General features: G+C 58.9%; 23 protein-coding genes. 13 read left to right on the forward strand and 10 right to left on the reverse strand.

Features of this window, described 5'->3' with window-relative positions; genetic code table 11:
• Window positions 1–224 precede the first annotated feature (224 nt).
• A complete protein-coding gene (locus tag KP808_RS01280) occupies window positions 225–1,064 on the reverse strand; it encodes a BON domain-containing protein (RefSeq protein WP_005731654.1) in 840 nt (279 codons plus the stop codon).
• Window positions 1,065–1,261: 197 nt separating this feature from the next.
• On the opposite strand from KP808_RS01280, the gene algB reads away from it, so the two are divergent.
• Together algB and KP808_RS01290 are read left to right on the forward strand one after the other, a co-directional pair.
• Window positions 1,262–2,608 (forward strand): sigma-54-dependent response regulator transcription factor AlgB, encoded by a 1,347-nt coding sequence (gene algB, locus KP808_RS01285; RefSeq protein WP_005744816.1) that lies wholly within the window; start codon window positions 1,262–1,264, stop codon window positions 2,606–2,608.
• Between the two features lie 10 nt (window positions 2,609–2,618).
• Window positions 2,619–4,406, forward strand: a complete 1,788-nt coding sequence (locus tag KP808_RS01290) for a KinB sensor domain-containing domain (protein WP_230017303.1) — start codon at window positions 2,619–2,621, stop codon at window positions 4,404–4,406.
• A 68-nt stretch (window positions 4,407–4,474) separates the two neighbouring features.
• Here KP808_RS01290 and KP808_RS01295 read toward each other — a convergent pair whose 3' ends face one another.
• The 4 genes from KP808_RS01295 to KP808_RS01310 all read right to left on the reverse strand — a co-directional run bounded on the left by KP808_RS01295 (window position 4,475) and on the right by KP808_RS01310 (window position 8,936).
• Window positions 4,475–5,254 (reverse strand): N-acetylmuramoyl-L-alanine amidase, encoded by a 780-nt coding sequence (locus tag KP808_RS01295; RefSeq protein ID WP_230017304.1) that lies wholly within the window; start codon window positions 5,252–5,254, stop codon window positions 4,475–4,477.
• Window positions 5,255–5,349: 95 nt separating this feature from the next.
• Entirely contained in the window at window positions 5,350–7,410 is a 2,061-nt protein-coding gene (locus tag KP808_RS01300; protein ID WP_230017305.1) for a GGDEF domain-containing protein, read from the reverse strand.
• Complete coding sequence (locus tag KP808_RS01305; protein ID WP_002555686.1) at window positions 7,407–8,282, reverse strand: endonuclease/exonuclease/phosphatase family protein; 876 nt, start codon at window positions 8,280–8,282, stop codon at window positions 7,407–7,409. The genes KP808_RS01300 and KP808_RS01305 overlap by 4 nt, the downstream gene beginning before the upstream one ends.
• Window positions 8,283–8,291: 9 nt before the next feature.
• Window positions 8,292–8,936, reverse strand: coding sequence for a thiol:disulfide interchange protein DsbA/DsbL (locus KP808_RS01310; protein WP_122258910.1), 645 nt, complete (start codon window positions 8,934–8,936; stop codon window positions 8,292–8,294).
• Window positions 8,937–9,230: 294 nt separating this feature from the next.
• Here KP808_RS01310 and yihA point away from each other — a divergent pair, with 294 nt between their 5' ends.
• Window positions 9,231–9,866, forward strand: a complete 636-nt coding sequence (gene yihA, locus KP808_RS01315) for a ribosome biogenesis GTP-binding protein YihA/YsxC (RefSeq protein ID WP_005731658.1) — start codon at window positions 9,231–9,233, stop codon at window positions 9,864–9,866.
• Window positions 9,867–10,107: 241 nt separating this feature from the next.
• Here the strand turns inward: yihA and polA are convergent, their stop codons facing one another.
• Window positions 10,108–12,873: a DNA polymerase I gene (gene polA, locus KP808_RS01320; protein WP_230017306.1), complete on the reverse strand. Its 2,766-nt coding sequence runs from the start codon at window positions 12,871–12,873 to the stop codon at window positions 10,108–10,110.
• A 74-nt stretch (window positions 12,874–12,947) separates the two neighbouring features.
• Between polA and KP808_RS01325 the strand changes: the two genes are divergently transcribed.
• Both KP808_RS01325 and KP808_RS01330 read left to right on the forward strand, forming a co-directional pair.
• On the forward strand, window positions 12,948–13,235 hold the full coding sequence (locus KP808_RS01325) for a DUF2782 domain-containing protein (protein WP_058402755.1): 288 nt from the start codon (window positions 12,948–12,950) through the stop codon (window positions 13,233–13,235).
• Between the two features lie 36 nt (window positions 13,236–13,271).
• The gene (locus tag KP808_RS01330) at window positions 13,272–14,222 is read left to right on the forward strand and encodes a homoserine kinase (RefSeq protein ID WP_002555690.1); all 951 of its coding nucleotides are present in this window, start codon (window positions 13,272–13,274) and stop codon (window positions 14,220–14,222) included.
• Between the two features lie 153 nt (window positions 14,223–14,375).
• Here KP808_RS01330 and znuA read toward each other — a convergent pair whose 3' ends face one another.
• Window positions 14,376–15,317 (reverse strand): zinc ABC transporter substrate-binding protein ZnuA, encoded by a 942-nt coding sequence (gene znuA, locus KP808_RS01335; RefSeq protein ID WP_058402756.1) that lies wholly within the window; start codon window positions 15,315–15,317, stop codon window positions 14,376–14,378.
• A gap of 67 nt (window positions 15,318–15,384) precedes the next feature.
• Here znuA and KP808_RS01340 point away from each other — a divergent pair, with 67 nt between their 5' ends.
• From KP808_RS01340 to KP808_RS01355, 4 genes are read left to right on the forward strand one after another with little or no spacing between them, the layout of a single operon-like run.
• The gene (locus tag KP808_RS01340) at window positions 15,385–15,867 is read left to right on the forward strand and encodes a Fur family transcriptional regulator (protein ID WP_002551451.1); all 483 of its coding nucleotides are present in this window, start codon (window positions 15,385–15,387) and stop codon (window positions 15,865–15,867) included.
• A complete protein-coding gene (gene znuC / locus KP808_RS01345; protein WP_002551450.1) occupies window positions 15,867–16,664 on the forward strand; it encodes a zinc ABC transporter ATP-binding protein ZnuC in 798 nt (265 codons plus the stop codon). Before KP808_RS01340 ends, znuC begins: the two co-directional genes overlap by 1 nt.
• Window positions 16,657–17,445, forward strand: a complete 789-nt coding sequence (znuB, locus tag KP808_RS01350) for a zinc ABC transporter permease subunit ZnuB (RefSeq protein WP_058402757.1) — start codon at window positions 16,657–16,659, stop codon at window positions 17,443–17,445. The genes znuC and znuB overlap by 8 nt, the downstream gene beginning before the upstream one ends.
• A 38-nt stretch (window positions 17,446–17,483) precedes the next feature.
• Window positions 17,484–18,200, forward strand: a complete 717-nt coding sequence (locus KP808_RS01355) for a PA5502 family lipoprotein (RefSeq protein WP_230017307.1) — start codon at window positions 17,484–17,486, stop codon at window positions 18,198–18,200.
• Window positions 18,201–18,352: 152 nt separating this feature from the next.
• Here KP808_RS01355 and katE read toward each other — a convergent pair whose 3' ends face one another.
• Entirely contained in the window at window positions 18,353–20,503 is a 2,151-nt protein-coding gene (katE, locus tag KP808_RS01360; RefSeq protein ID WP_230017308.1) for a catalase HPII, read from the reverse strand.
• Window positions 20,504–20,809: 306 nt separating this feature from the next.
• Here katE and KP808_RS01365 point away from each other — a divergent pair, with 306 nt between their 5' ends.
• Genes KP808_RS01365 through KP808_RS01375 form a run of 3 tightly spaced genes read left to right on the forward strand, consistent with a single transcriptional unit; the run spans window position 20,810 to window position 23,314 of the window.
• Window positions 20,810–21,817, forward strand: a complete 1,008-nt coding sequence (locus KP808_RS01365; protein WP_122281539.1) for a methionine ABC transporter ATP-binding protein — start codon at window positions 20,810–20,812, stop codon at window positions 21,815–21,817.
• Complete coding sequence (locus tag KP808_RS01370) at window positions 21,817–22,491, forward strand: methionine ABC transporter permease (protein WP_004666537.1); 675 nt, start codon at window positions 21,817–21,819, stop codon at window positions 22,489–22,491. The genes KP808_RS01365 and KP808_RS01370 overlap by 1 nt, the downstream gene beginning before the upstream one ends.
• Before the next feature lie 49 nt (window positions 22,492–22,540).
• A complete protein-coding gene (locus KP808_RS01375) occupies window positions 22,541–23,314 on the forward strand; it encodes a MetQ/NlpA family ABC transporter substrate-binding protein (RefSeq protein WP_044318546.1) in 774 nt (257 codons plus the stop codon).
• 234 nt (window positions 23,315–23,548) lie between these two features.
• On the opposite strand, the gene KP808_RS01380 is transcribed toward KP808_RS01375, so the two are convergent.
• Together KP808_RS01380 and KP808_RS01385 are read right to left on the reverse strand one after the other, a co-directional pair.
• Window positions 23,549–24,181: an SCO family protein gene (locus tag KP808_RS01380; RefSeq protein ID WP_029241043.1), complete on the reverse strand. Its 633-nt coding sequence runs from the start codon at window positions 24,179–24,181 to the stop codon at window positions 23,549–23,551.
• A gap of 63 nt (window positions 24,182–24,244) precedes the next feature.
• Window positions 24,245–24,733 carry a cytochrome c oxidase assembly protein gene (locus KP808_RS01385; RefSeq protein ID WP_230017309.1) on the reverse strand — a complete coding sequence of 163 codons (489 nt, stop codon included), beginning with the start codon at window positions 24,731–24,733 and terminating at the stop codon, window positions 24,245–24,247.
• Window positions 24,734–25,002: 269 nt separating this feature from the next.
• Here KP808_RS01385 and KP808_RS01390 point away from each other — a divergent pair, with 269 nt between their 5' ends.
• Complete coding sequence (locus KP808_RS01390; protein WP_002551545.1) at window positions 25,003–25,653, forward strand: hypothetical protein; 651 nt, start codon at window positions 25,003–25,005, stop codon at window positions 25,651–25,653.
• Window positions 25,654–25,726: the final 73 nt, after the last annotated feature.

Here is a 25,726-nt window from a genome sequence, read left to right on the forward strand (position 1 = left end):
AAACTCCCCTGGCCTGAGTGGGCATTCAATCTGATGGGTCGTTGTATATCGACCTTGTTGAATGGGTTATTGCAGACTGCATGCCAGTTTGTTGGTGTAATTTAAATCCTTTAAAATCAATGGCCTGCGGAGTTTTGCAGAGACGTCCTACCAGCAAGCTGCACGATTACACCTTTGTAATCGTGCGTTCTGCACGAAGCGTTCAGCGTTGTGCGCCTGGGTGATCAGCCTGCGCTACGCGCCATGACCTTCAGAGCGTCGCCATTCACCCCCTTGACGCCACGAATGTTGCGCGCGATTTCCACAGCCAGTTCCTTCTCTGCAAAGTTGGCAACCACGCCGTTCAGGCTTACCACACCGGCTTTGGTATCCACTTTGATGTTGAGTCCGTCCAGCGTCCGGCTGTAAATCAGGCTCGCCTTCACCTTGCTGGTGATCCAGGCGTCGCTCATTTCCTCGGTTGGGGTCAATGTCTGGGGCTGGGTCTTGGCAGCGATCGAGTCGGCTGCGCTCAGGCTGATCAGGTTGTTGACGCTGATCACCCCGTCAGTATTGCTTGCCAGGCTGCCCGCCAGCTCTTTGGCCTCGGGGCTTTGCGCGCGACCTTTGAGGGTGACCACGCCATCTTTGCTATCAACATCGATGGTCAGCGCTTCAGTCACGCTGCTCCACAACAATTTGGATTTCACCGTCGCGACCAGCGTGGCATCTTCGAAACGCTGGGCCATGTTGGTTCGCGTACCAGGCTCGCTGGCAACGGCAGGGTCTACCTCCAGCTGGTTGTCGACCTTTTCGATGCCTTTGGTATCCAGCGCAATGCGTTCGGCCAGCTCACGATCAACCTCGTTTTCAACCTTGCCCTTCAGCGTCGCAGTGCCCTGGTCGACGTTTACATCGATCTTGAACGGGCTCAGATGTTTGTTCAGCGCGAAAGCTGTCCAGATCGAACCTTCCTGACGCGCCTCGGCGAGTTGGGTGGGCAAATCAGGTTGGGCGAGTACCGGGCCGCTGCCAAGCAGCGCAGCGGCGGCGGTGATCAGAGCAATCTTTTTCAGTGAAAACATATGAGCGTTCCTTTTGAGATGGGATTTCGTCTCCGAGTGGACGGCTTTAACGACATAAACGCGGATTAATCAGGCTGTTCGCCATTGGGCGTTCAGAAAGCTACCATGCATGCCGAAGAATCAATCAGAATTGACCATGCAACTTGCCCGATGATTCCGAGACTAACTGAGACAATTCATTAAGGAGCGTAGGAAAAATGGAAGCAGCCACTGAGAATCAGGGCCGTATTCTGCTTGTGGACGATGAGTCCGCCATCCTCCGCACTTTCCGGTACTGTCTGGAAGACGAAGGCTACAGTGTCGCCACTGCCAACAGCGCAGCCCAGGCTGACACGCTCATGCAGCGCCAGGTTTTCGACCTGTGCTTTCTCGATTTGCGTCTGGGTGAAGATAACGGCCTGGATGTACTGGCGCAGATGCGTATTCAGGCGCCGTGGATGCGTGTGGTCATCGTGACTGCACACTCTGCGGTCGATACGGCTGTTGATGCCATTCAGGCGGGCGCAGCCGACTATCTGGTAAAGCCGTGCAGCCCCGATCAGCTGCGTCTTGCTACCGCCAAACAGCTTGAAGTGCGCCAACTGTCTGCTCGCCTTGAGGCACTGGAAGGCGAGGTTCGCAAGCCCAAAGACGGACTGGATTCCCACAGTCCTTCGATGATGGCCATTCTGGAAACTGCCCGCCAGGTTGCCGTGACCGATGCCAACATCCTGATTCTGGGTGAATCGGGGACCGGTAAAGGCGAGCTGGCACGGGCGATTCACGGCTGGAGCAAGCGGGCAAAGAAGTCCTGCGTCACGATCAACTGTCCATCGCTCACCGCAGAACTGATGGAAAGCGAACTGTTCGGCCACAGTCGCGGGGCCTTCACGGGTGCCAGTGAGAGCACTCTGGGCCGTGTGAATCAGGCGGACGGCGGCACACTGTTCCTCGACGAGATCGGCGATTTCCCGCTGACGCTGCAACCCAAGCTGCTGCGCTTTATTCAGGACAAGGAATACGAGCGTGTGGGTGACCCGGTTACCCGACGTGCCGATGTACGTATCCTGGCCGCCACCAACCTGAATCTGGAAGACATGGTGCGCAGCGGGCGCTTCCGTGAGGATTTGCTGTACCGCCTGAACGTGATCACTCTGCACCTGCCAGCCCTGCGTGAGCGCAGCGAAGACATCCTGACCCTGGCGGACCGGTTTTTGGCGCGCTTCGTCAAGGAGTACGCTCGCCCGGCTCGAGGGTTCAGTGAAGAGGCCCGTGCAGCGCTGCTCAACTACCGCTGGCCGGGCAACATTCGTGAGCTGCGCAACGTCATTGAGCGTGCCAGCATCATTTGTCCGCAGGAGCGTGTGGAGATCAGTCACTTGGGTATGGCCGAGCAACCGGCGAACAATGCGCCGCGTGTCGGCGCCGCCTTGAGCCTGGACGAGCTTGAAAAAGCACACATCGGAGCCGTGCTGGCGACCAGTGAAACCCTTGATCAGGCCGCCAAGACGCTGGGTATCGATGCGTCGACGCTTTACCGCAAACGTAAACAGTACAACCTGTGAAAGGCCTCAAATGAAGCTGGCCATGAAACTGCGCACCCGCCTCTTTCTGAGTATCTCGGCACTGATCACCGTTGCTTTGCTCGGACTGCTGCTGGGGCTCGTCAGCGTCATGCAAATGGCCCGGACTCAGGAATCACTGATCCAGCATAACTTCGCCATTCTGGATCTGGGTTTGAAGCTGCGCCAGAACCTGGGTGATCAGTTGGTGTTGATGACGGGTGCCAACCGCGATCAGACTGAGCTGGAAAGAATCCAGAATCAGTTTGAAGAGCTGCTGGAAGAGGGCTCGGTACAGGACACCCAGCAAAACGTACGCAATGGTTTCGAAAAGACCAAGGGCGATTACCGGCAATTCATCGATACCTGGAAACAATACGGCAACGATGCGCGAGGTATACGCGGCGTACCGCAGCTGAGTGACAGCTTCGACAACCTGCGTAACGGCTTGCTGGCTGTACATCGCAAGGCGCTGGAGAACATCAGCAGCGCCGAAATCAACTCCCGTGATCGTGCACTGTGGATCGCGGGATTGCTGGGGCTGGTCGGGCTGGCGGTGCTGTGTATCGGCTTTGTGACTGCGCACGGTATCGCCCGGCGTTTCGGTGCGCCGATCGAGGCGCTGGCCAAGGCTGCCGATCGCATCGGAGAAGGGGACTACGAAGTCACGCTGCCCATTTCGTCGGCCGCCGAGATGAACCTGTTGACCCGGCGATTCGGCATCATGGCCGAAGCCCTGCGTCAGCATCAGGCGACCAACATTGATGAATTACTGGCTGGCCAGCAGCGTCTGCAAGCGGTTCTCGACAGTATCGACGATGGTCTGCTGATGATTGATCGCCAAGGGCATCTGGAGCACTTGAACCCTGTGGCTCAGCGTCAGCTCGGCTGGGACGAGAGTCGCCTCGGGCAGAGCCTTGGAGATGCGTTGGGCCGACCTGAGCTGGATGAGCAATTGCATCTGGTACTGCGTGGCGGGACGCTGGAGCGGGCGCCGGAAGACCTGGCCATCGAAATCGACGGTGAATCGCGCCTGCTGACCTACAGCATGACGCCGGTCAGTCATACCAAAGGGCATATCCTGGGCGCGGTGATGGTGCTGCATGACGTCACCGAACAGCGTGCTTTCGAGAGGGTGCGCAGTGAGTTCGTCCTGCGCGCTTCGCATGAGCTGCGCACGCCTGTCACGGGTATGCACATGGCATTCGGTCTTCTCCAGGAGCGCCTGCATTTCGCCCCCGAAACCCGTGAAGCCGATCTGCTCAATACGGTCACCGAAGAAATGCAGCGCTTGATGCAACTTATCAATGATCTGCTGAATTTCTCGCGTTACCAGAACGGTCTGCAGAAACTCAAACTGGCACCGTGCTCCATCGAAACCTTGCTCGAAGAAGCCAGGGCGCGATTCGAGGACAAGGCCCTTGAGCAGGACATCGTACTGATGCTGGATATGCAGGAGCCCATGCCGCGCCTGCATGCCGATCAGTCCCAGCTGGAGCGGGTGCTGGACAACCTGCTGGACAATGCGCTGCGGCACACGCCGCAGAACGGTCTGATTCGTCTGCAGGCCAGGCGTCATGGCGAGCGGGCGATCATCAGCGTTGAAGACAACGGTGAGGGCATTGCCTACGGGCAGCAGGGACGAATCTTCGAACCCTTTGTGCAGGTCGGTCGCAAAAAAGGCGGGGCGGGACTCGGGCTGGCGCTGTGCAAGGAGATCGTCCAGCTGCACGGCGGTCGCATGGGGGTTTATTCAAGGCCGGGGCAGGGCACGCAGTTCTATATGGCTCTGCCGCTGTAACGGCATGGTCTTGCAGGCGCTGCATGTCTGCCCTTCATAAGCGCATCAAATATCAGGTTGTGCCCTGATCAATTGACGCGGTTAAGCACCTGCAGGATGGCTGCGCTCTGTGCATCAGGTTCGCCGTCGAAGCGTGCCGGGCGGTAGTGCATCTGGAATGCCGCCAGCACCTGACGCGTGGCGGTGTCGAGCTCCCCGGTCTGCGGGGTGCTGTAACCCAGACGTGCCAGTTGTTGCTGGAACCAGCTAATGCTCGGCAGGTTGGTTGCGAGTACTGCCTGACGCTGGGCAACCAGGCGTTCGTCAGGCCAGATGCCGAGCCCTTCGGCAGCAAGGCGCTTCCAGGGGAACAGCGGGCCAGGGTCCTGTTTGCGCGTCGGCGCTATGTCGCTGTGGCCGATGATGTGTTTTGGATCGATTTTGTTGCGTTTGACAATGTCTTTGAGCAGCACCGTGATCGACTGGATCTGGGCTTCAGTGTAGGGGTACCACAACCGGCCTGTCGGTGTGTCCTTGAAGCCGGGGTTGACGATTTCGATGCCGATCGAGCTGGAATTAAGCCAGGTACGGCCTTCCCATTCGCTTTCGCCAGCATGCCAGGCGCGGGCACTTTCATCGACCAGCTTGTAGATCGTGGCCTTGCTGTCATCGCCAATCAGATAGTGGCTGCTGACCTCGCCATGGGTCAGAAGCTGGAGGGATTTCTCCATCGAAGTGGAGGTGTAATGCATGATCACGTACTGAACCCGGCCATCGAAATTCACCGATGGATGGCTGGTGTCCAGCCTGGGGCCACTGGCGCAGGCAGTGAGGATGAGCAGCAGAAAGGCAGAGAAATACAGTTTCATGGGATCGGCAGCGTCAGCGGGAAATGCAATATCATAACAACATGCGTGCAAATAGCTTCGGCATTGACGTGCTCGTTCAGGTCAAAATGTTTCAGTCAGCCTTGTTCGACCCTGTTTCGGCCATTTTCCTTGGCCTTGTACAGCGCCTGATCGGCGCGCTTGATCGCAGTGTCACTGCGTTCAGCCGTTCGAAAAGCCGTCACTCCAATAGATACGGTGATCGTCACGCGCTCGCCCTTGAAGTGAAACGGGCATGACTCCACCGCAGCGCGCAGTTCGTCGAGCAGCGTAAGCCCGGTGCCGAGAGGTGTCGCAGGCAGCAGCATGACAAATTCCTCACCGCCAAACCGGGCAAGAAAATCGTCGCTGCGCAGGCGTTTCCTGAAAACGTTGGCGACGATCTTCAGCACTTTATCGCCCGCCAGGTGGCCATAGCCGTCATTGATGCGCTTGAAGTGGTCCAGGTCCAGAATGCACACCAGCAGGCTGTTTTTCTCGTGTTGCCACCTGGTCATCTCCTGTTCGAGGCGTTCGCCCCAGGCTGCGCGATTGGGCAGGCCGGTGAGCGGGTCGATCAAGGCCTTTTGGCGCTGTTCTTCCAGGTGAGTCCTGAAACCCAGAGCTTCCTGCTCCATGCTCGCAACGCGGGCCGAGAGACCCTGCAGCCGCGAGGCAACTTCCCGCTCGCGCGCGTCACGCTTGAGCTGATAGTGGTCCATGGTGCTGAGCAAGCCTTCAAAGCGGTTGTCGAGTACCTGCTTGAGACTGGTCAGGTCGGAGGCGTCCTGAACACTGATTTGCAGGCCGCCCACCTGTTCGCGTAACTGTTCGTTCAGGTCGCGGGCTGTGGACTGATCCTCGGCATGATCTTCACTGGCAGCCTGCAAGTGGCTCTGAAACGATTCAAGCCGCTCATTGAGTTGTTTGAGGTAGGTGCTGAATTCCTGTTGGCCGCCGTTGTTGATTGCCAGCATCAGAACTGCCAGATCGTCGAGGATCGGCAGCAATTCGTACCAATTGAGCCCATGTTTCAAGCGTAACTGCATGTCCTCGACCTGCGGGCGGAAGTGCTCCGACAAGGTCAGGTCATCGAGCAGGCCCAGCAGCGTTTCCTCGATGTGTGCGGCCACCGAGCTGTAGCTGGGTTCTGGCGACGAGGGCAACGAATAACCCTCTTCGCCGTCTACCGTCTCGGTTTCTGATTCGGCATCTTCTTGCGGTTCTTCCAGTGCCTGGATGATTGGCGCAGGCCGTTGCTGGTAGGGCACTGAAGGAACGGGGCCCAGCAGGTCGGTGTAATCGATCGGCTCGACAGGGACAACCGCAGGTTCGGTGACTGTTTCGGCCAGGGCTGGAGCAAGGGCTGCTGCGGCTGGCGATGGCGCAGGTGTTTCAGTTGCCGTAACGACAACGGTTTCGGCTTCGGAAACCGACGGCGGCAGTGTGTATGCGTCCTTTGTCTTCTGGTTGGCGATGTCGGGGACAATGGCAGCTTCGACTTCAGATGCGGCAACCTCTATCGGCGCTTGAGCGTTCGCGGCCTCAGGCTCCACGTGCGTCTCATGCGTTTCCTGAGCAGAAGAGGCGTTTTCGGGGTGGGCAGCCTCGGGAGGGTGCTCATTGCCATGTTCGTCCCGCGAACCGAACAAACGCTGCAGAAGCCCTTGGCGTGGGCCCTCTTCGTGCTTTTCGAGCAGGGTCAGGGCCTGGCCCTGCAAACCACTCAATTCGCTGAGCAGCAAGGGCAGCTCGCGCGCCTGCGATGCACGTTCTTCAAGGTCCTTGGCAAAGCGCTTGAGTGGCTTGCGTACCTCTCGTGGCAGCGGCAGCGCTTGCAGTTGTGCGACCAGTGCGGTCAGTGCCGAGCCAATTTGCCCGACCCGCACTTCACGGCGATGTTCGGAGTCCAGCACGGCCTTTTCGAGGCGCGGAATCAAGGCTGCCAGACCGGCGTCCATATCGTCCTTGCGGACAATTTCGCGCATTTCCTTCATGCATTCATCGACGGCGCGGTCAGAGCCCTCCGCCGCCAGACTGCTGCGTACCAGACCGCGTCGCAACAAATCGAGCCGCGCATCCCAGCGCTTTTCGAGCTTATCCTGTTGCTCGATTCCCTTGAGGTACTTCTCTTTCCAACGCTCCGCGTCGTCGCTCATGCAAGGCTTCCACCAGAGGGCACAGGCAGTGAGTCCCCACGCAGTGAATCTGGCAGGCGAATCTCGACAGCAACCGGCAGGTGATCGGAAATGGGCTGCGCCAGTACCTGTACGCGTTCAAGCGTGAGGGTCGGGCTGAGCAGAATGTGGTCAAGGCAGCGTTGTGGCCGCCAGCTCGGAAAGGTCGCTTCGATTTGGGGTGCCAACAGGCCCAGATCGCGTAGCGGCGAGTGTTCCAGCAGGTCATTGGCGTGGGTATTCATGTCGCCCATCAGCACTTGATGGCGATAACCGCCGATCAGGTCGCGAATGTAAGCCAGTTGCCGGGTTCTGGTACGAGTGCCCAGAGCCAGGTGCATCATGACCACCACCAGCGCATCCTCGCCTTCGCCGAAGCGGACAAGAATTGCCCCGCGCCCGGCCGGACCCGGCAGCGGATGATCCTCGATCTTGGTCGGGCGCAAGCGACTCAGCACACCATTGCTGTGTTGGGCGAGGCGACCGAGATTGCGATTGAGCTGTTGATACCAGTACGGAAAGCCACCCAGTTGAGCAAGGTGCTCGACCTGATTGACGAAGCCGGAGCGCATGCTGCCGCCATCGACCTCCTGCAATGCGACCAGATCGAAATCGTTGATCAGATCGCCAATTTTCTGCAGGTTGCCCGCCCTGCCGCCATGTGGCAGCAGATGCTGCCAGCTGCGCGTCAGGTAGTGGTGGTAGCGTTGGGTACTGATACCCACCTGGATATTGAAACTGAGCAAACGCAGCCTGCCGTCTTCCGGCAGACCGTTTTGCGTCAGATGATGTTCGTTGACCTGCGGGTCATGCAGGCCAACGATACGGGTGCTGCCCTTGCCCCAGCGGCGCATGGCGGGCGCTTACTTGGCGGCTGTAGCAGCCGCTCGCTCTTTGGCAATCAATTGGTCGGCAACTTCCAGGGTCTTTTCCGGACCGCCGGCAGAACCCAGGTCGAAGCGATACTTGCCGTTGACGATCATGGTCGGAACGCCAGTCACCTCATACTTCTTGGCCAGTTCCTTGTACTGCGCGATCTTGCCTTTCACGGCGAAGGAGTCGAATGTTTTGAGGAAATCGTCCTTGTTGATGCCTTGAGTGGCTACGAAATCAGCCATGTCATTCTTGTCGGTCAGGCGCTTGCCATCCTTCTGAATAGCTTTGAATACGGCGGCGTGAACCTTGTGCTCGACACCCATGGTGTCGAGGGTGATGAACAACTGGCCGTGGGCGTCCCAAGGGCCGCCGAACATGGCCGGAATGCGTACGAACTTGACGTCGGACGGCAGTTTTTCAACCCACGGATTGATGGTTGGCTCGAACGCGTAGCAATGCGGGCAGCCATACCAGAACAGCTCGACGACTTCGATTTTGCCCGGCTCTGCTACAGGCACAGCGCTTTTCAGCTCGACATATTGTTTGCCGGCCTCGATGGGCTCGGCAGCCTGGGCGGACATACCGAACAGACTGGCGGCAACCAGAGCGGCGCTGATGATCAGATTACGCATGCTTTACTCCTGAACAGATTGAATCGCCTTCAAGCGACGGTGGTTTCGACCGAACGCGAAAGCCTGAGTTCGTTAGTGTAACGCTGAGGTTGTAAAAATGGGCGACCACGGACGGCCTTTTTGCATAAGGAGTGAAGCAGGTCATGTCTGAATGTTCCAGCCGCCAGCCAGAGCGGCCCGATACAGTGCCAGTGTGGGCCGGGGGGCAGGTGTGTCATTATATGCGTACGCATCCAAACGAAACCGACACCTCTTGCCGCTCCCTTTGCAGGCAGGGCCTTCACCGGAAATCACATGCAACTCAAAAACCCCATCCTCGGTCTGTGCCAACAGGCCACGTTCATGCTCAGCGCCGCCAAGGTCGACCAATGTCCCGACGACGAAGGGTTTGAAGTCGCTTTTGCCGGTCGCTCCAATGCGGGCAAATCGAGCGCGCTGAACACCCTGACCCATGCCAGCCTGGCGCGCACCTCCAAGACACCGGGGCGCACTCAGTTGCTGAACTTCTTCGGGCTGGATGAAGATCGACGTCTGGTCGACTTGCCCGGCTACGGCTACGCCAAAGTGCCTATCCCGCTCAAACTGCACTGGCAGCGCCACCTGGAAGCCTATCTGGGCAGTCGCGAAAGCCTGAAAGGTCTGATCCTGATGATGGATATCCGTCATCCAATGACCGACTTCGACCTGTTGATGCTGGACTGGGCCATCGCCAGCAACATGCCGATGCACATTCTGCTGACCAAGGCCGACAAGCTGACCTATGGCGCTGCGAAGAACACGCTGCTCAAGGTTCAGGCCGAAATTCGCAAAGGCTGGGGCGATGCAGTGAGCATCCAGCTGTTCTCGGCTCCCAAGCGCATGGGGCTGGAAGAGGCTTACACCGTGCTGGCCGACTGGATGGAGCTGGAAGACAAGGCACCTGCGGAGTAAATCGCAGGCAAAAAAGACCCCGGACTTCGCATGGGGAGGGGGAAGTTCCGGGGCTTAAGGTCCAGATCTTAGGGTGGGATCTGGATAACTGCCAACACTTAACACAACTAGGAGCACGATCGATTTTTCAATCAATCGGGACGTCTGACTCCTGTCCAAACGGTTAAGTTCCAGCAATGAAGAAAAGTTCACATTTCCTACAGGGTTTGACGAACCTGCTGACAGGTTCGCCTTTTCAGACTCAGTGCGCCTCGTCCCAGTTGTTGCCGACCCCGACTTCCACCAGCAGCGGCACTGCCAAGTCTGCTGCGCCACTCATGTGTGGACGGATCTGTTCACTGATCTGATCGACCAGGTCTTCGCGCACCTCCAGCACCAGTTCGTCATGCACCTGCAGAATGACCCGCGCATCCAGACCGGACTCTTCCAGCCAGCCATTCACGGCCACCATGGCTTTCTTGATGATGTCCGCTGCGGTGCCCTGCATCGGCGCGTTGATCGCCATGCGTTCGGCACCTTTGCGCAGCGACTGGTTCTTGGCGTTGATGTCCGGCAGGTACAGGCGACGGCCGAAAATGGTCTCGACAAAACCCTGCTCGGCGGCCTGCGCACGTGTGCGCTCCATGTAATCCAGCACGCCGGGGTAGCGGGCGAAATAGCGGTCGACGTAAGCCTGTGACTGTTTGCGGTCCACGCCAATCTGCTTGGCCAGGCCAAACGCGCTCATGCCGTAGATCAGGCCGAAGTTGATCGCTTTGGCGCTGCGGCGCATGTCAGTGGTGACGTTTTCCAGCTCGACGCCGAAGACTTCCGCTGCCGTGGCGCGGTGAACGTCCAGGTCGTTGCGGAAGGCATGCAGCAAGCCTTCGTCCTGTGCCAGATGCGCCATGATGCGCAGTTCGATCTGCGAATAGTCGGCCGCCAGCAGCTTGTAGCCCTTGGGGGCCACGAATGCCTGACGGATGCGCCGGCCTTCAGCGGTACGGATCGGGATATTCTGCAGGTTCGGATCGCTGGATGACAGGCGCCCGGTCACCGCCACTGCCTGATGATAGGAGGTGTGAATACGCCCGGTGCGCGGGTTGATCTGCTCCGGCAGGCGGTCGGTGTAAGTGCTCTTTAGCTTGCTCATCGAGCGGTATTGCATCAGTACCTTGGGCAGCGGGAAGTCCTGCTCGGCGAGTTCGGCCAGCACGGCCTCGGCAGTCGATGCCTGGCCGGTGGCGGTCTTGCTGAGGATCGGCATACCAAGTTTTTCGTAGAGAATCACGCCAAGCTGCTTGGGCGAGCCCAGGTTGAACTCTTCACCGGCAATGGCGAAGGCTTCGCGCTCCAGCGCGGTCATCTTGTCGCCCAGTTCCACGCTCTGGATGCCCAGCAGGTTGGCATCAACCAGTGCGCCCTGGCGTTCGATACCTGCCAGGACGGGCACCAGCGGCATCTCGATGTCGTTCAAGACCGGCTGCAGGGTTGGAATTGCGGCCAGACGCGCTTCGAAGACTTCATGCAGGCGCAGGGTCAGGTCGGCTTCTTCTGCAGCGTAATTGCCAGCCTGTTCGATGGCGATCTGGTCGAAGGTCAACTGCTTGGCGCCTTTGCCGGCGATCTCCTGGAAGTTGATCGGCGTGTGCGTCAGGTACTTGGCCACCAGGCTGTCGCGGTCGTGGCGAGTAGCGGTGGAGTCCAGAACGTAGGACTCCAGAATAGTGTCGAACCTGACGCCCTGCAGGTCGATGCCTTGGGTCTGATCGCCGTCGAGCGCGCAGTTGGCAAGCAGGTTGATAGCGAACTTGGCGTGTTGACCGACCTTGGTTTTATCCGGGTCTTCAAGCAGCGGCTTGAGCGCCTTGAGCACCGTGTCGCGGTCCAGTTGCTGCGGCACCCCCATGTAGGAGTGGGTCAGCGGAATGTAGGCGGCTTCGTGGGTCTGAATGGCAAAAGACAAACCTACCAGTTGCGCGCGCTGGGCGTCGGTGCCGTTGCTCTGGGTCACGAAGGCGAACAGCGGCGCGGCGTTGAGCTTCTTTAGCCACGCGTCGAACTGGCTCTGTTCAAGAATGACGTCATAGGCGGCTTGCTTTGCCTCGACGGTTGGCTCTTCGACGGCCAGCTCCTGCCCGGCGCGTTTGGCATCGCGTTGCAGGTCTTCGATCCAGCTTTTGAATTCCAGCTCGGCGTACAGCTCCATCAATTTGTCGCGGTCCGGCTCGCCGCAATGCAGCTGGTCCAGTTCGATGTCCAGTGGCACGTCGATTTTGATGGTTGCCAGCTCATAGGACAGGAAGGCCATCGCACGATGCTCTTCAAGCTTGGCCGCGAGGGTCTTGGCCCCGCGAATCGGCAGGGTCGCGACCGTTTCGAGGCGCTCGTAAAGCTCCTTGATCCCGCCACCCACGCCGACCAGCAAGCCGACGGCAGTCTTTTCGCCGACGCCGGGGACGCCGGGTATGTTGTCGACCTTGTCGCCCATCAGCGCGAGGTAGTCGATGATGTGCTCCGGGCCGACGCCGAACTTCTCTTTCACGCCAGCCACGTCCAGCACGCTGCCGGTCATGGTGTTGACCAGGGTGATGTGCCCGTCGACCAGCTGCGCCATGTCCTTGTCACCGGTGGAGATGATCACCGGACGGTCTGCCGCCGCGCTGCTGCGCGCCAGTGTGCCGATCACGTCGTCTGCTTCAACGCCTTCCACGCACAGCAGCGGATAGCCCATGCCCTTGACGCAGGCATGCAGCAGATCGACCTGCACGCGCAGGTCATCCGGCATGCTGGGCCGATTGGCTTTGTAATCGGTATACAGCGCGTCGCGGAAAGTCCCGCCCTTGGCATCGAAGACCACCGCAAACGGACTGTCCGGGTACTGGCGACGCAGGCTTTTGAGCATGTTGAGCACGCCCTTGACGGCACCCGTCGGCAATCCTTTGGACGTGGTCAGTGGTGGCAGTGCGTGGAAGGCGCGATAGAGGTAAGAGGAACCGTCTATCAGGACGAGCGGCGCTTGGGTCATGAGCAGAATCAACCTTTTCGGCGGGGTCGGCGCTAGAATGCGCGGACCATTGACGACAAAGGGACAAGGTTATCATGAGCAAGGTAAATCGACTGATATTGACCGGCCTGTTGGCACTTTGTCCTTTGCTCGCAGTTTCAGCAGAGGATCCACCTTCGGCGGCCCCGGACGTTACTATCCGCACCGACGGGGACAAAACCATTCAGGAATACCGCCAGAACGGCTTTCTGTACGCTGTAAAGATTACCCCCAAGCACGGCAAGCCCTATTTTCTGGTGCGATCCGATGGTACAAGTCCCAATTTTATCCGTTCGGACCAACCGGACATGCTGATCCCGGAGTGGAAAATATTCGAATGGTAGCCACCTACATTCACTTTAATTGCTGGCAGTTCTGACATGTCCGTTTTTACCCCGTTGGCCCGGCCCGAGCTGGAAGCATTTCTCGCCCCTTACGGGCTCGGCCGTCTGCTTGACTATCAGGGCATTGCCGCCGGTAGCGAAAACACCAATTACTTCATCAGTCTGGAGCAGGGCGAATTCGTTCTGACACTGGTCGAACGCGGCCCGGTGCAGGAGATGCCATTCTTCATCGAACTGCTCGACGTGCTGCACGATGCCGATTTGCCGGTGCCTTACGCATTGCGCACCACCGACGGTGAGGCCCTGCGGCAACTGGCGGACAAACCGGCGCTTCTGCAGCCACGTTTGCCGGGCAAGCACATCAGCGAGCCCAATACCCAGCACTGCGTACAGATTGGCGAGCTGTTGGCCAACCTGCATCTGGCGACCCGTGAGCAGGTGTTGGAGCGCAAGACCGATCGAGGTCTGGACTGGATGCTGAGTGAGGGGCGCAATTTCCTGTCGCATCTGGGCGAAACCCAGCGAGCCTTGCTGGAAAAGAGCCTTCAAGAGATCGAAGACTTCAAGCCGCAAATCATGGCGTTGCCGCGTGCCAACCTGCACGCGGACCTGTTTCGCGACAACGTCCTGTTCGAAGGCACGCACCTGACCGGGCTGATCGACTTCTATAACGCCTGTTCCGGGCCGATGCTCTACGATCTGGCGATTGCCCTCAATGACTGGTGCTCGCGTGAAAACGGCCAGCTCGATGCTGTTCGCGCCCGTGCGCTGCTGGGGGCTTATGCGGGTTTGCGACCATTCACTGCGGCGGAGTCGAAGCTCTGGACGACCATGTTGCGCATCGCCTGCGTACGTTTCTGGCTGTCACGCCTGATCGCTGCCGAAACCTTCGCCGGTCAGGACGTGCTGATTCATGATCCTGCGGAGTTCGAACGCCGTCTGGCTGAGCGCCAGGAAGCGCACATAGCCTTGCCGTTTGCGCTATGAAGGCCGGACGTAACACCGCGCTCGATGATCGTCCCCACGCTCTGAACTGACCCAAAAAGTTGGACGGTTGACTATCGTTCCCATGCTCCGCGTGGGAATGCAGTTCGTGACGCTCCGCGTCACACAGCAGTGCTGCGATGTGGGCGGTGGCAGTCAAAGACTACTCAGGCAACCTGCCAGGTCATCAGCCAGCTTCTGCAATACCTGCTCGTAACCCTGCGCGGTGGCCGGGGTGTAGCCGCCCAGTCCATCCAGCTCCGCCAGCTTGACCGGCAGGCCTGCGCTCAAGGTTTCAGCCAGACGCGGGCGCAGTGGCGGTTCACTGAATACGCAGGTCTTGCCCGCAGCCTTCAGGCGTTCGCGCATGGCGGCAACGTGCTGGGCGCCGGGCTGGATCTCGGCGGCGATGGCGAATACCCCGGCGTGTTTGAGCCCGTAAGCCTCTTCGAAATAATCGAACGCCTCGTGGAAGACGAAGTAAGGCTTGCCTGCCACTGCACTCACCCGACCCTTGATCCGAGCATCCAGCGCATCAAGGCGTTTGCTGAATGCGGCAGCGTTACTCGCATAACGGGCTGCATTGGCAGGGTCGGCAGCGCTCAGGTCAGTGGCCATTTTTGCGGCGATCACCCGCGCGTTGACGGTCGACAGCCACAGGTGTGAATCCAGGCTGCCGGGCCGGTGATCATGATCATGCTCGTCTGAATCGTTGTCGTGATCATGTTCGTGGTCATCATGCGAGGCATTGTCCTGGCCGAAGTGGCGCAAGTGCATGCCGGGCAGCGACTGCACGGCAACCGCAGGCAGTTTGCGGCCCTGAATGACACGCGGCAGGAAAGCTTCCATGTCCGGGCCGATCCAGTAGAGCAACTCGACTTCCTGCACGCGCCGTACGTCGGATGGGCGCAGCGCATAGTTATGCGGTGAGGCACCCGGTGGCAACAGCACTTGCGGTGTACCGACGCCATCCTGCACAGCCGCCGCAATCAGCTGCAATGGCTTGATACTGGTCAGCACCCGGACCTCGGCCTGAACAGGGGAAATGACCAGCAGACTGACCCACAAAACAGCAACAAGATTTAAAAGACGGCGCACTCGAATCACTCATATAAGCCAGGAACAGGTAACATAATAACGTCTCTAGCCAATATCGTCGCTGCTCATGCCCAATACTCCCCTGGCCAGTCGCCCCCATGACCACTCTCACTGCGTGCATTCGGCACTCGCCGAAGCGGATGCCCTGTGCGCCAAACAGGGGCTGCGCCTGACCACCTTGCGCCGTCGCGTGTTGGAACTGGTCTGGCAAAGCCACAAACCGCTGGGTGCCTACGACATCCTCGCGGTGCTGAGTGATGAAGACGGTCGCCGCGCCGCGCCGCCAACCGTTTACCGCGCACTGGATTTCCTGCTGGAAAACGGTCTGGTGCACCGCATCGCCTCGCTCAACGCATTCACCGGCTGCAATCACCCCACTCATGCGCACCAGGGCCAGTTTCTGATTTGCCGCCTGTGTCACGCGGCGATCGAGCTGCAGCACCCGGCCATCAGCAATGCCGTCATCGATGCCGCTGCAGGCGTTGGCTTCGCGGTCGAAGGCCAGACGGTCGAGATCGTGGGTGTATGCGCCGGTTGCAAGGCGGCGTGATGACGGATGCATTGATACGTCTGGAACAGGTCGCTGTAACGCTGTCCGGGCAAAGCGTTCTGGACAACATCCAGTTGAGCGTAAAGCCCGGCGAAATCGTTACGTTGATCGGCCCTAACGGTGCTGGCAAAACCACGCTGGTGCGTGCAGTGCTGGGGCTGCTCAAGCCTGACTCCGGAACCGTCTGGCGCAAGCCGAAGCTGCGTGTCGGTTACATGCCGCAAAAACTGCATGTGGATCAGACGCTGCCGCTGTCGGTGCTGCGCTTTCTGCGTCTGGTTCCGGGCGTGGACCGCATGGCTGCAGAGTCGGCCTTGGAAGAAGTCGGGGCCGAGAAGGTCATCGACAGCCCGATTCAAGGCATTTCCGGTGGCGAGATGCAGCGCGTTCTGCTGGCCCGAGCCTTGTTGCGCAAGCCTGAATTGCTGGTGCTCGATGAGCCGGTGCAGGGTGTCGACGTGGCAGGCCAGGCCGAGCTGTACGGCCTCATCACCCGCTTGCGCGACCGCCACCAGTGCGGTGTGCTGATGGTGTCTCATGATCTGCATCTGGTCATGAGCACGACCGACCAGGTGGTCTGTCTGAACCGCCATGTCTGCTGCTCCGGGCATCCCGAGCAGGTCAGCCATGATCCGGCGTTTGTCGAGCTGTTCGGCAAAAACGCGCAAAGCCTGGCGATCTACCACCACCATCACGACCACGCTCATGATCTGCATGGCGCTGTGGTGAATGATGCCCCGGCGACTTCGTCACCTACTCACACTCATGTTCACGGAGACCACTGCAAGCATGGCTGATTTTTTACTGTATGCCTTGCTCGCAGGCGTTGCTCTGGCTGTTGTCGCAGGCCCGCTGGGGTCGTTCGTGGTCTGGCGGCGCATGGCGTACTTCGGCGATACGTTGTCCCATGCGGCATTGCTCGGCGTGGCGCTTGGCTTCCTGCTGGATATCAGCCCGACCATCGCAGTGACGGTCGGCTGCCTGCTGCTGGCGGTGCTGCTGGTCACGCTGCAACAGCGCCAGCCGCTGGCCTCGGACACGCTGCTGGGGATCCTCGCACCGAGCACGCTGTCGCTCGGCCTGGTGGTGCTCAGCTTCATGCATGAAGTGCGTATCGACCTGATGGCTTATCTGTTCGGCGACCTGCTGGCCATCAGCCCGGCTGATCTGGCCTGGATTCTGGGCGGTAGCGCGCTGGTGCTGGTATTGATTGTTGCGCTGTGGCGCCCGTTACTGGCAATGACCGTCCATGAAGAACTGGCACGGGTCGAAGGCCTGCCCGTCGCGGCATTGCGCATGGCGCTGATGCTGCTGATCGCCGTGGTAATCGCCGTGGCGATGAAGATCGTCGGCGTTCTGCTGATTACGTCGCTGTTGATCATTCCTGCCGCTGCGGCACAGCGTCACGCCCGCTCGCCGGAGCAGATGGCCTTGGGTGCAAGCCTGCTGGGCGTGATCGCCGTGTGTGTCGGGCTATCATTGTCATGGTTCAAGGACACCCCGGCCGGACCGTCTATAGTGGTATCCGCTGCAGCGTTGTTCTTGCTCAGCTTTGTTCTACCCAGGCGAGCGGTGTAGACTTGCTCGTTTTTTGCGCAAACTAGAGAATCGCAGGAATGAAGCCGTTCGCCCCACGCTATCTGCTGCTTGTCGCATTTTCCATCCTGCTGGGTGCCTGCCAGAGTGCGCCCACTGCCGAGACGCCTGCCTCCGATGTTCAGCCTGACGCGTTCGCTCAGCTTGAGCAGAACATCGTCAGCAATGAGCTGGCGACGGCCGAGGATCAACTGGCCGCATTGCAGGCCGCCAATCCTGCGGATATCCGCCTTGAGCCTTTTCAGCGTCGTCTGGCTGAAGCCTATCTGAGCCGCAGCCAGATCAGCCTGCAGAAGGGTGATATGAATGCGGCGGCCAACGCACTGACTCGTGCGCGCGCGCTGATGCCCAAGGCACCGGCGCTGACCAGTGGCGTCAACGGCGCTATCGCGCATGCACGCAAGGCCGAGCTGGAAAAAGCCGAAGCAGATTTGAAGGCGGCGGAAGACAGAAGAGTGGCGAAGCTGGTTGATCCGTCAGCAGAGAAAACCACGATTGATCTTAAAATCGGCGATATGCGCGCACTGCGCCGTCAACTGGACGATATCGCAGCAGATACCGTAGCGTTCAACTGTGACGTGCTGCTGGTGGTGCCACGCACCGAAGATTACCCGTGGCTGGCTACATTGCTGACCAAGCGGGTGGTCAAAGCCAATCCGGATTTTGAGCTGGAATTGCGCCGCCAGATCGAGCGCAATGAAAAAGCGCACATCGTACTGACGCCTGCGAAGTCCTGAGCCGACCCTTCAAAGCGGACGCAGAGCGTCCAGAACTGCATTCCTACGCGCAGCGTGAGGAACGAGAAGTGTTCGGGAGTCTATGCGAAGGGTGAGAGTATTCAGAAAGGCGCTCCCACGCCGGAGCGTGGGAGCGATGTAGCCGCGTCAGATCAAGCCGGTACAGCCTTGGCTTTCACTTCACGATCCCATACACGGTGCTGAGCAATCGCGTTGAAGAACGGTTTGAACGATTTGCTATCGGATACCACCAGCAGGCCCGCATCTTCCTCCAGACGCAACAAGCTCAGCAGATCTTTGGCTTCCCCGGCTACGGAGATGGCCTTGAGGTGCTTGTAGGCTTCCAGGATGAAGTGCAATGCCACGCCGTCGCCTTTCAGCGCCTCGATCGAAGCCTTGCCGCCCGGCACGAAGACTGCGTCGAACGCTACCGAAGGCAGGCCTTCAGCCGATGCGTCCACTGGCAGGCTCTTGCCGTCAGCGGTCTTGACCGGTGCGGAGGTCGGGCCCAATACCTTGGCGTGTGCGCCTTCGGCAGTCAGTGCGGCTTTCATGGCTTCGACCGCTTTGCCGTCCACGCCGTCTGCCACAAGAATGGCAACCTTGCGCGAAACGATATCGCCAGACAACAGATTGACCTGACTTAGCGCCGGAGACTCTTTTACCGAGGTCTGACGCACCGGTACGGTCCCGGCAGTCGGTGCTGGCAAGCCCAGATTGGCAGCTACGCGACTGGCCAGCTCCAGGTCGATATTGGCCAGAATCTCGTTGACCTGACGGGCACGAATGTACTCGCGCTCGACCTTGCCCAACTCGAAGCTGTAGGCCGCGATGATGTGCTCTTTCTCGTGATGGCTCATGCTCTGGAAGAACAATGTGGCCTGCGAGAAGTGGTCGCCAAACGATTCGCTGCGCTCACGAACCTTGTGCGCTTCAACGCGCTCAGGGTAGGTCTCGAAGCCGCCATCTACCGGGCCGGCAGGTGTTTCTTTCGGCCAGCCGCCATCGATCGAGTTCGGCTCGTAGGACGCGCGGCCCTTGTCGATAGTGGTGCGATGCTGTGCGTCACGCTGACCGTTGTGGTTCGGCGCAATCGGACGGTTGATCGGGATTTCGTGGAAGTTCGGCCCACCCAGACGGCTGATCTGCGTGTCGGTGTAGGAGAACAGGCGACCTTGCAGCAGCGGGTCATTGGAGAAGTCGATACCAGGCACGATGTGGCCCGGGCAGAAGGCAACCTGCTCGGTCTCGGCAAAGTAGTTGTCCGGGTTGCGGTTCAATACCATCTTGCCCAGCGGAGTTACCGGTACCAGTTCTTCGGGGATGATCTTGGTCGGATCGAGCAGGTCGAAGTCGAACTTGTGCTCGTCTTCCTCAGCGACGATCTGCACGCCCAGTTCCCATTCCGGGTAGTCGCCCATCTCGATGGACTCCCACAGGTCGCGGCGGTGGAAATCGGTGTCCTTACCGGCGAGCTTTTGCGCTTCGTCCCAGACCAGCGAGCACACGCCGAACTTGGGCTTCCAGTGAAACTTCACGAAGCTGGACTTACCTTCGGTGTTGATAAAACGGAAGGTGTGGATACCGAAGCCCTGCATGGTGCGCAGGCTTTTCGGAATGGCACGGTCGGACATGGTCCACAGCACCATATGTGCAGATTCCGGCACCAGCGAAACGAAGTCCCAGAAGGTGTCGTGAGCCGAGCCCCCGGTCGGGATTTCGTTATGCGGCTCGGGTTTTACCGCGTGTACGAAGTCAGGAAACTTGATGGCGTCCTGAATGAAGAAGATCGGCATGTTGTTGCCGACCAGATCGAAGTTGCCTTCTTCGGTGTAGAGCTTGACCGCAAAACCACGCACGTCGCGCACGGTATCGCCCGAGCCGCGCGGGCCTTGAACGGTAGAGAAGCGCACGAACACCGGGGTCTTCTTGCCCGGATCACGCAGGAAGCCCGCTTTACTCAGCGCGCCATGGTCTTCATACGTCTGGAAATAACCATGTGCCGCGGTGCCGCGGGCGTGAACGATACGCTCCGGAATACGCTCATGGTCAAAGTGCGTGATCTTTTCACGCATGATGAAGTCTTCAAGCAGCGAGGGGCCACGGCTGCCGACTTTCAGAGTGTTCTGGTTATCGGAAATCTTGACACCGTGATTGGTGCGCAGGGCCTGCTGGGTCGCGTCCGAGCGGAACTGCTCAAGGCTTTCCAGCTTCTCGTTGGTATTGCCACGGTCCAGGGTGTCGGTACCTGCCAATTCGCTCTTGGGCGTTGCGGTTACAGGTGGTGCGTTCTTGCTAGCCATCAGAGACTCCTTATCTCGCCCCAATCGTTGAGTTGGGTTCGCTGAATACGACTTCCCTGGCGTAAGCGGGAAATCACGGTATCCAAGAAGTGACCGAGGCCTAAAACAGCCGTTCCCTTTATTTGTTGCACATCTTTACCAACGGTCGCGTTATGCCCGTTGCGCAGGGCAGCCTGCAAATAAATGCTAAGCACAGCGGGCCGGACAGGCTAAAATGCGCGCCCGGCTTTATCCGGCCGAGGTAACGAAGCAGGTGGCGTCCTGCCACTGCGCTGATTTTTTAACGCGCCCCACAAGGTTCGCTCCGTGATCGAGTTTCATAACGTCCACAAAACCTATCGGGTGGCAGGCAAGGAAATACCGGCCCTGCACCCTACCAGCTTGCGCGTCGACGGCGGCCAGGTGTTCGGCATCATCGGCCATTCCGGCGCTGGTAAAAGTACCTTACTGCGCCTGATCAACCGTCTGGAGACCCCGAGCGGTGGACAGATCGTGGTTGATGGTGAAGACGTCACGGCGCTGGATGCCAATGGCCTGCGCCGCTTCCGCCAACAGGTCGGGATGATTTTCCAGCACTTCAATCTGCTGGCCTCCAAAACCGTGGCCGATAATGTTGCGATGCCGCTGACGCTGGCCGGTGATATGCCCCGCAAGCAGATCGACCAGCGCGTGGCTGAGCTGCTGGAGCGGGTTGGATTGTCCGATCATGCGAAAAAATACCCGGCGCAATTGTCCGGCGGCCAGAAGCAGCGCGTCGGCATCGCCCGCGCCCTGGCGACCAAACCGAAAATCCTGCTGTGCGACGAAGCCACCAGCGCGCTGGACCCGCAGACCACTGCGTCGGTTTTGCAACTGTTGGCCGAGATCAACCGAGAGTTGAAGCTGACCATCGTGCTCATCACCCATGAAATGGACGTGATTCGTCGCGTCTGTGACCAGGTGGCGGTCATGGACGCTGGCGTGATTGTCGAGCAAGGCAAGGTCGCCGATGTGTTTCTGCATCCGCAGCACCCGACGACCAAGCGTTTTGTGCAGGAAGATGATCAGATCGATGAAAACGAACAGCGTGACGACTTCGCTCATGTTCAAGGCCGTATCGTGCGCCTGACCTTTCAGGGCGAGGCGACGTATGCGCCTCTGCTGGGCACCGTGGCACGCGAAACCGGCGTCGACTACAGCATTCTTGCCGGACGCATCGACCGCATCAAGGACACCCCTTACGGGCAGTTGACGCTGGCCATCACCGGCGGCGATATGGACGCTGCCTTTGCGCGCTTCACCGCCGCCGACGTTCATATGGAGGTGCTGCGCTGATGGACGCTTTTCTGAACCTGTTTTCCAATGTCGACTGGTACGAGATCTGGGTCGCCACCGGCGACACGTTGATCATGCTCGGTGTTTCGCTGGGCTTCACCATCCTGCTTGGCCTGCCGCTGGGTGTGCTGATGTTCCTCACTTCGCCGCGGCAGTTGCTGGAACACAAGCAGCTGTACGCCACGGTCGGGTTGATTGTGAACATGCTGCGTGCGTTGCCGTTCATCATCCTGCTGATCGTGATGATGCCGCTCACCGAAATCATTACCGGCACGTCCCTGGGCATCCTAGGCACGTTGCCGCCGCTGATCGCCGGTGCCACGCCGTTCTTTGCGCGTCTGGTAGAGACAGCATTGCGCGAAGTGGATCGCGGCATCATCGAAGCCACGCAGGCCATGGGCGCGACGACTCGGCAGATCATCGTCAAGGCGCTGCTGCCTGAAGCGCGCCCTGGCATTCTGGCTGCAATCACTGTTACCGCCATTGCGCTGGTGTCGTTCACCGCCATGGCCGGTGCTGTGGGCGCTGGCGGGCTGGGAGATCTGGCCATCCGATATGGTTATCAACGCTTCCAGAACGATGTGATGTTCGTGACGGTCGTATTGTTGCTGGTGCTGGTGCAGATTCTGCAAACCATCGGCGACAGACTGGTCGCGCATTTCACACATCGTTGATCGAACCGTTGGTATCGGCCCGCCTGTGCGGGCCCAAAGGAGTTGTTGCATGAAAAAACTATTGGCCATATTTGCCGCTGTTACTGCCTTGTCCGCGCAGGCCAACGAAACCCTGACCGTCGCGGCCTCTGCCGTGCCGCACGCCGAGATTCTCGAGTTCGTCAAACCGACGCTGGCCAAAGAGGGCGTGGACTTGAACATTAAGGTGTTCAACGACTACATCCAGCCGAACGTACAGGTGTCGCAGAACCGTATGGACGCTAACTTCTTCCAGCACCAGCCGTATCTGGATGAGTTCAACAAGGGCAAGGGCACAGATCTGGTGGCCGTGGCCAAGGTTCACGTAGAACCGTTCGGTGCGTACTCGGACAAGTTCAAGACGCTGGAAGAACTGCCCAATGGTGCCAACGTTGCCCTGCCAAACGACGCCACCAATGAAGGCCGTGCCTTGCTGCTGCTGGCCAAGGCAGGTCTGATTACCTTGAAGGATCCGACCAATATCCTGTCCAAGCCTTCGGATGTCGTGAATAACCCGAAAGACCTCAAGTTCCGTGAGCTGGAAGCGGCTACGCTGCCCCGCGTACTGACTCAGGTCGATCTGGCGCTGATCAACACTAATTATGCCTTGAGCGCCAAGCTTGAGCCGACCAAGGACGCACTGATCATCGAAGGTGCCGATTCGCCCTACGCGAACATTCTGGTTGCCCGCCCGGACAACAAGGATTCAGACGCGATGAAAAAGCTGGTGGCGGCCCTGCAGAGCCCTGAAGTGAAAACCTTCCTGGCCGAAAAGTACAAAGGCGCTGTGGTTCCGGCGTTCTGATCTGATCGCACCTTGTGGTTCTCGTGCCGATGCTCTGCGTCCCTTGTGACGCAGAGCGTCGGGAACACCTTATCGCTCCCACGCTCTGTGCTCATAGTTATACAGGCGCGTCGTGGGAGCGAGCTTGCTCGCGAAGAGGCCGGTAAAGCCTCCAGAAAATAGAGCGTTTGGACCAAGTCTTCGTGAGCAATGCGGATCGCCGCCCCGGTCACTCCCGCAGTAATCTCACAGGCCCTAATCCCTTTCCAGCAGCCCCGGCAATTGCTTCACCAGCTTCTGGTTGTTCAGCGGCGCGCGGATAAAGCCTCGCTGGGTGCCGTCCGGCCCGATTAAAGCCAGGTTGCCGCTGTGGTCGACAAAGTAGTTCGGTTTGCTGGTATCGGCCGGAATGAAAGGGATGCTCACTGCATTGGCCAGCTTCTGGATATCTGCGACAGGTGCCGTGAGGCCGATGTACTGCTTGTCGAAATAACCCAGGTATTGCTTGAGCTGCTGCGGCGTGTCGCGGTCAGGGTCGACGCTGACCAGCACCACACGCATGCGCTCGACCACCTTTTCAGGCAGCTCGGTCCTGATCTGCTTTATCTGCGCCAGGGTAGTGGGGCAGATGTCCGGGCAGAAGGTGTAGCCGAAGAACATCAGCGTCCATTTGCCTTTCAAGTCATCAAGGGCCACCGCTGCGCCGTTCTGGTCCGACATGCTCAAGGCTGGCAACTGGCGGCTTTTCGGTAGCAGCACAATACCTGCATCGTTAAGCGCCGCCTGATCCTCTGACCCGCTGCCCGGCAGCAACTGGCTGAGGATCAGGCCCAGAACGAGGGCAACAATGGCGGCAGCGATAAAAACGGTTTTCTGGATACGGGTCATGGCATCAACGCGGGTAGTGATCGGCATGCGGCTGGGGATGATGGCTTATATGGCTTCGAGCGCCTAGGGCGCAGTGACATCGAACAGCGTATAGGCGAGGGTCAGGCGTTTCACCTCTTTGGGCAAATCGCGGTCGACGATGAAGCGCACGGGCATCTCGACACGCTCACCCGGCTGTAAGGTCTGCTGGGTGAAGCAGAAACATTCGGTCTTGTGAAACCACTCTGCCGCCTCCCCCGGCGAAATACCTGGTACAGCCTGGGCTTTCATCGGTTTGTCAGTAGGGTTCTGCGCCACGAAAATCATTTCGTTGAGGGCACCAGGGTTGATTTGCATCTGGCTGGCACGCGGGTAGAACGCCCAGACCATCCCCGCAGAGTTTGTCGCGGTGAACTGCACCTCGATCTGTCGCGAAGCGTCCTGGTCCCGGTTTCTGTCATGCCCGGTCAGCAAACCATAGAGCGACGGTAATGCAAATCCGCAGATGAACATGATCACCAGCAAACAGATCAAACGCAGAGCAAGCCGCTTGGATAAAAGAGGCTGAGTCATGCCGGGCTCACTTTTTATGTCAGACAGCGTGTCGAAAGGGCTGCGGGCGGCTTCAGAGTAGCCTGCTTACATCAGCGCAAGGTGCCGTATTTATGCGCCACTGTAGGCAAATGGTCAGAAACTGAGCAAAAAACGCTTTGATATAGCCAATGCATATAAATGCGTTTCGGTTATAGCAAAAATGTCTTAGGCATTTAGTTAACCGAGCTAACGTATGACTCTCCATAACCAAACCACGGGGTTTAATGCCCTCAGGAGTCCCCACTGCCATGAACACCGCCGCATTGCGCGAGCAGATACAACTAGCCCATCAACATGAAGCCGAGACCGGCCACTTGCTGCAACAGTTGGAACAGAAGCTCCCACATCTTCATCCTGCCATTCACCTCCCGGATGTCGACGCGAAGGACGTGTTGACGCGTTTCGTCACTGCTTACATAGACTTGGTCCCCGACCTGCTGGACGCTGCTCACGAGGTCGCCGTAGAAGCCGGTATCGAAGGGCAGATAAAACCGGTACTGAAAATCGCAGAGCATTTTTTCGCAGCACCCCCTTCCATCATGGACGGACATGAAGGGCTGGAAAGCCTGCTGGACGAGGCCTATCTGGCACACAGACTGGTCGAGGAGGTGAACGATCTGTACATCAAGCATTTTGGTCAGCCGCTGATACCGTCAAATACCACGGTTGCCAGCGTGATTGCCCACCAGTTGATCGGCGAGCAATTTGCCAACCAGCTGGACGAGGCGGTTCACCATGCCGTCGACAAGCTGCTTGATGATGAAAGTTTCGCGCTGGACTCGGTCGAGGCTTACCGCGAAAAACTGACCAGCCCTGATACAGGGGCAGCGTGGAAGCGCTGGCCAAGTCTGTCACGTCAATTGGGTATCGGCCTGGAGCTGGAACGCTCCGTCATCTGATTCAAAGGCCCGAATCAATGTCTTCGCCCGCAATGGAAGGAGCCGGATATCGCTCCGCTGCTACGCGAAGACC

It is taken from the genome of Pseudomonas savastanoi, from assembly GCF_020917325.1.
In the GTDB taxonomy this organism is placed as follows: Bacteria; Pseudomonadota; Gammaproteobacteria; order Pseudomonadales; family Pseudomonadaceae; genus Aquipseudomonas; species Aquipseudomonas amygdali.

What these genes read in the sequence shown, in the direction of transcription:
- KP808_RS01280 (WP_005731654.1), bottom strand. Translation starts at nt 1,064, where the DNA reads ATGTTTTCACTGAAAAAGATTGCTCTGATCACCGCCGCCGCTGCGCTG.
- algB (WP_005744816.1), top strand. Translation starts at nt 1,262, where the DNA reads ATGGAAGCAGCCACTGAGAATCAGGGCCGTATTCTGCTTGTGGACGAT.
- KP808_RS01290 (WP_230017303.1), top strand. Translation starts at nt 2,619, where the DNA reads ATGAAGCTGGCCATGAAACTGCGCACCCGCCTCTTTCTGAGTATCTCG.
- KP808_RS01295 (WP_230017304.1), bottom strand. Translation starts at nt 5,254, where the DNA reads ATGAAACTGTATTTCTCTGCCTTTCTGCTGCTCATCCTCACTGCCTGC.
- KP808_RS01300 (WP_230017305.1), bottom strand. Translation starts at nt 7,410, where the DNA reads ATGAGCGACGACGCGGAGCGTTGGAAAGAGAAGTACCTCAAGGGAATC.
- KP808_RS01305 (WP_002555686.1), bottom strand. Translation starts at nt 8,282, where the DNA reads ATGCGCCGCTGGGGCAAGGGCAGCACCCGTATCGTTGGCCTGCATGAC.
- KP808_RS01310 (WP_122258910.1), bottom strand. Translation starts at nt 8,936, where the DNA reads ATGCGTAATCTGATCATCAGCGCCGCTCTGGTTGCCGCCAGTCTGTTC.
- yihA (WP_005731658.1), top strand. Translation starts at nt 9,231, where the DNA reads ATGCAACTCAAAAACCCCATCCTCGGTCTGTGCCAACAGGCCACGTTC.
- polA (WP_230017306.1), bottom strand. Translation starts at nt 12,873, where the DNA reads ATGACCCAAGCGCCGCTCGTCCTGATAGACGGTTCCTCTTACCTCTAT.
- KP808_RS01325 (WP_058402755.1), top strand. Translation starts at nt 12,948, where the DNA reads ATGAGCAAGGTAAATCGACTGATATTGACCGGCCTGTTGGCACTTTGT.
- KP808_RS01330 (WP_002555690.1), top strand. Translation starts at nt 13,272, where the DNA reads ATGTCCGTTTTTACCCCGTTGGCCCGGCCCGAGCTGGAAGCATTTCTC.
- KP808_RS01340 (WP_002551451.1), top strand. Translation starts at nt 15,385, where the DNA reads ATGCCCAATACTCCCCTGGCCAGTCGCCCCCATGACCACTCTCACTGC.
- znuC (WP_002551450.1), top strand. Translation starts at nt 15,867, where the DNA reads ATGACGGATGCATTGATACGTCTGGAACAGGTCGCTGTAACGCTGTCC.
- znuB (WP_058402757.1), top strand. Translation starts at nt 16,657, where the DNA reads ATGGCTGATTTTTTACTGTATGCCTTGCTCGCAGGCGTTGCTCTGGCT.
- KP808_RS01355 (WP_230017307.1), top strand. Translation starts at nt 17,484, where the DNA reads ATGAAGCCGTTCGCCCCACGCTATCTGCTGCTTGTCGCATTTTCCATC.
- katE (WP_230017308.1), bottom strand. Translation starts at nt 20,503, where the DNA reads ATGGCTAGCAAGAACGCACCACCTGTAACCGCAACGCCCAAGAGCGAA.
- KP808_RS01370 (WP_004666537.1), top strand. Translation starts at nt 21,817, where the DNA reads ATGGACGCTTTTCTGAACCTGTTTTCCAATGTCGACTGGTACGAGATC.
- KP808_RS01375 (WP_044318546.1), top strand. Translation starts at nt 22,541, where the DNA reads ATGAAAAAACTATTGGCCATATTTGCCGCTGTTACTGCCTTGTCCGCG.
- KP808_RS01380 (WP_029241043.1), bottom strand. Translation starts at nt 24,181, where the DNA reads ATGACCCGTATCCAGAAAACCGTTTTTATCGCTGCCGCCATTGTTGCC.
- KP808_RS01385 (WP_230017309.1), bottom strand. Translation starts at nt 24,733, where the DNA reads ATGACTCAGCCTCTTTTATCCAAGCGGCTTGCTCTGCGTTTGATCTGT.
- KP808_RS01390 (WP_002551545.1), top strand. Translation starts at nt 25,003, where the DNA reads ATGAACACCGCCGCATTGCGCGAGCAGATACAACTAGCCCATCAACAT.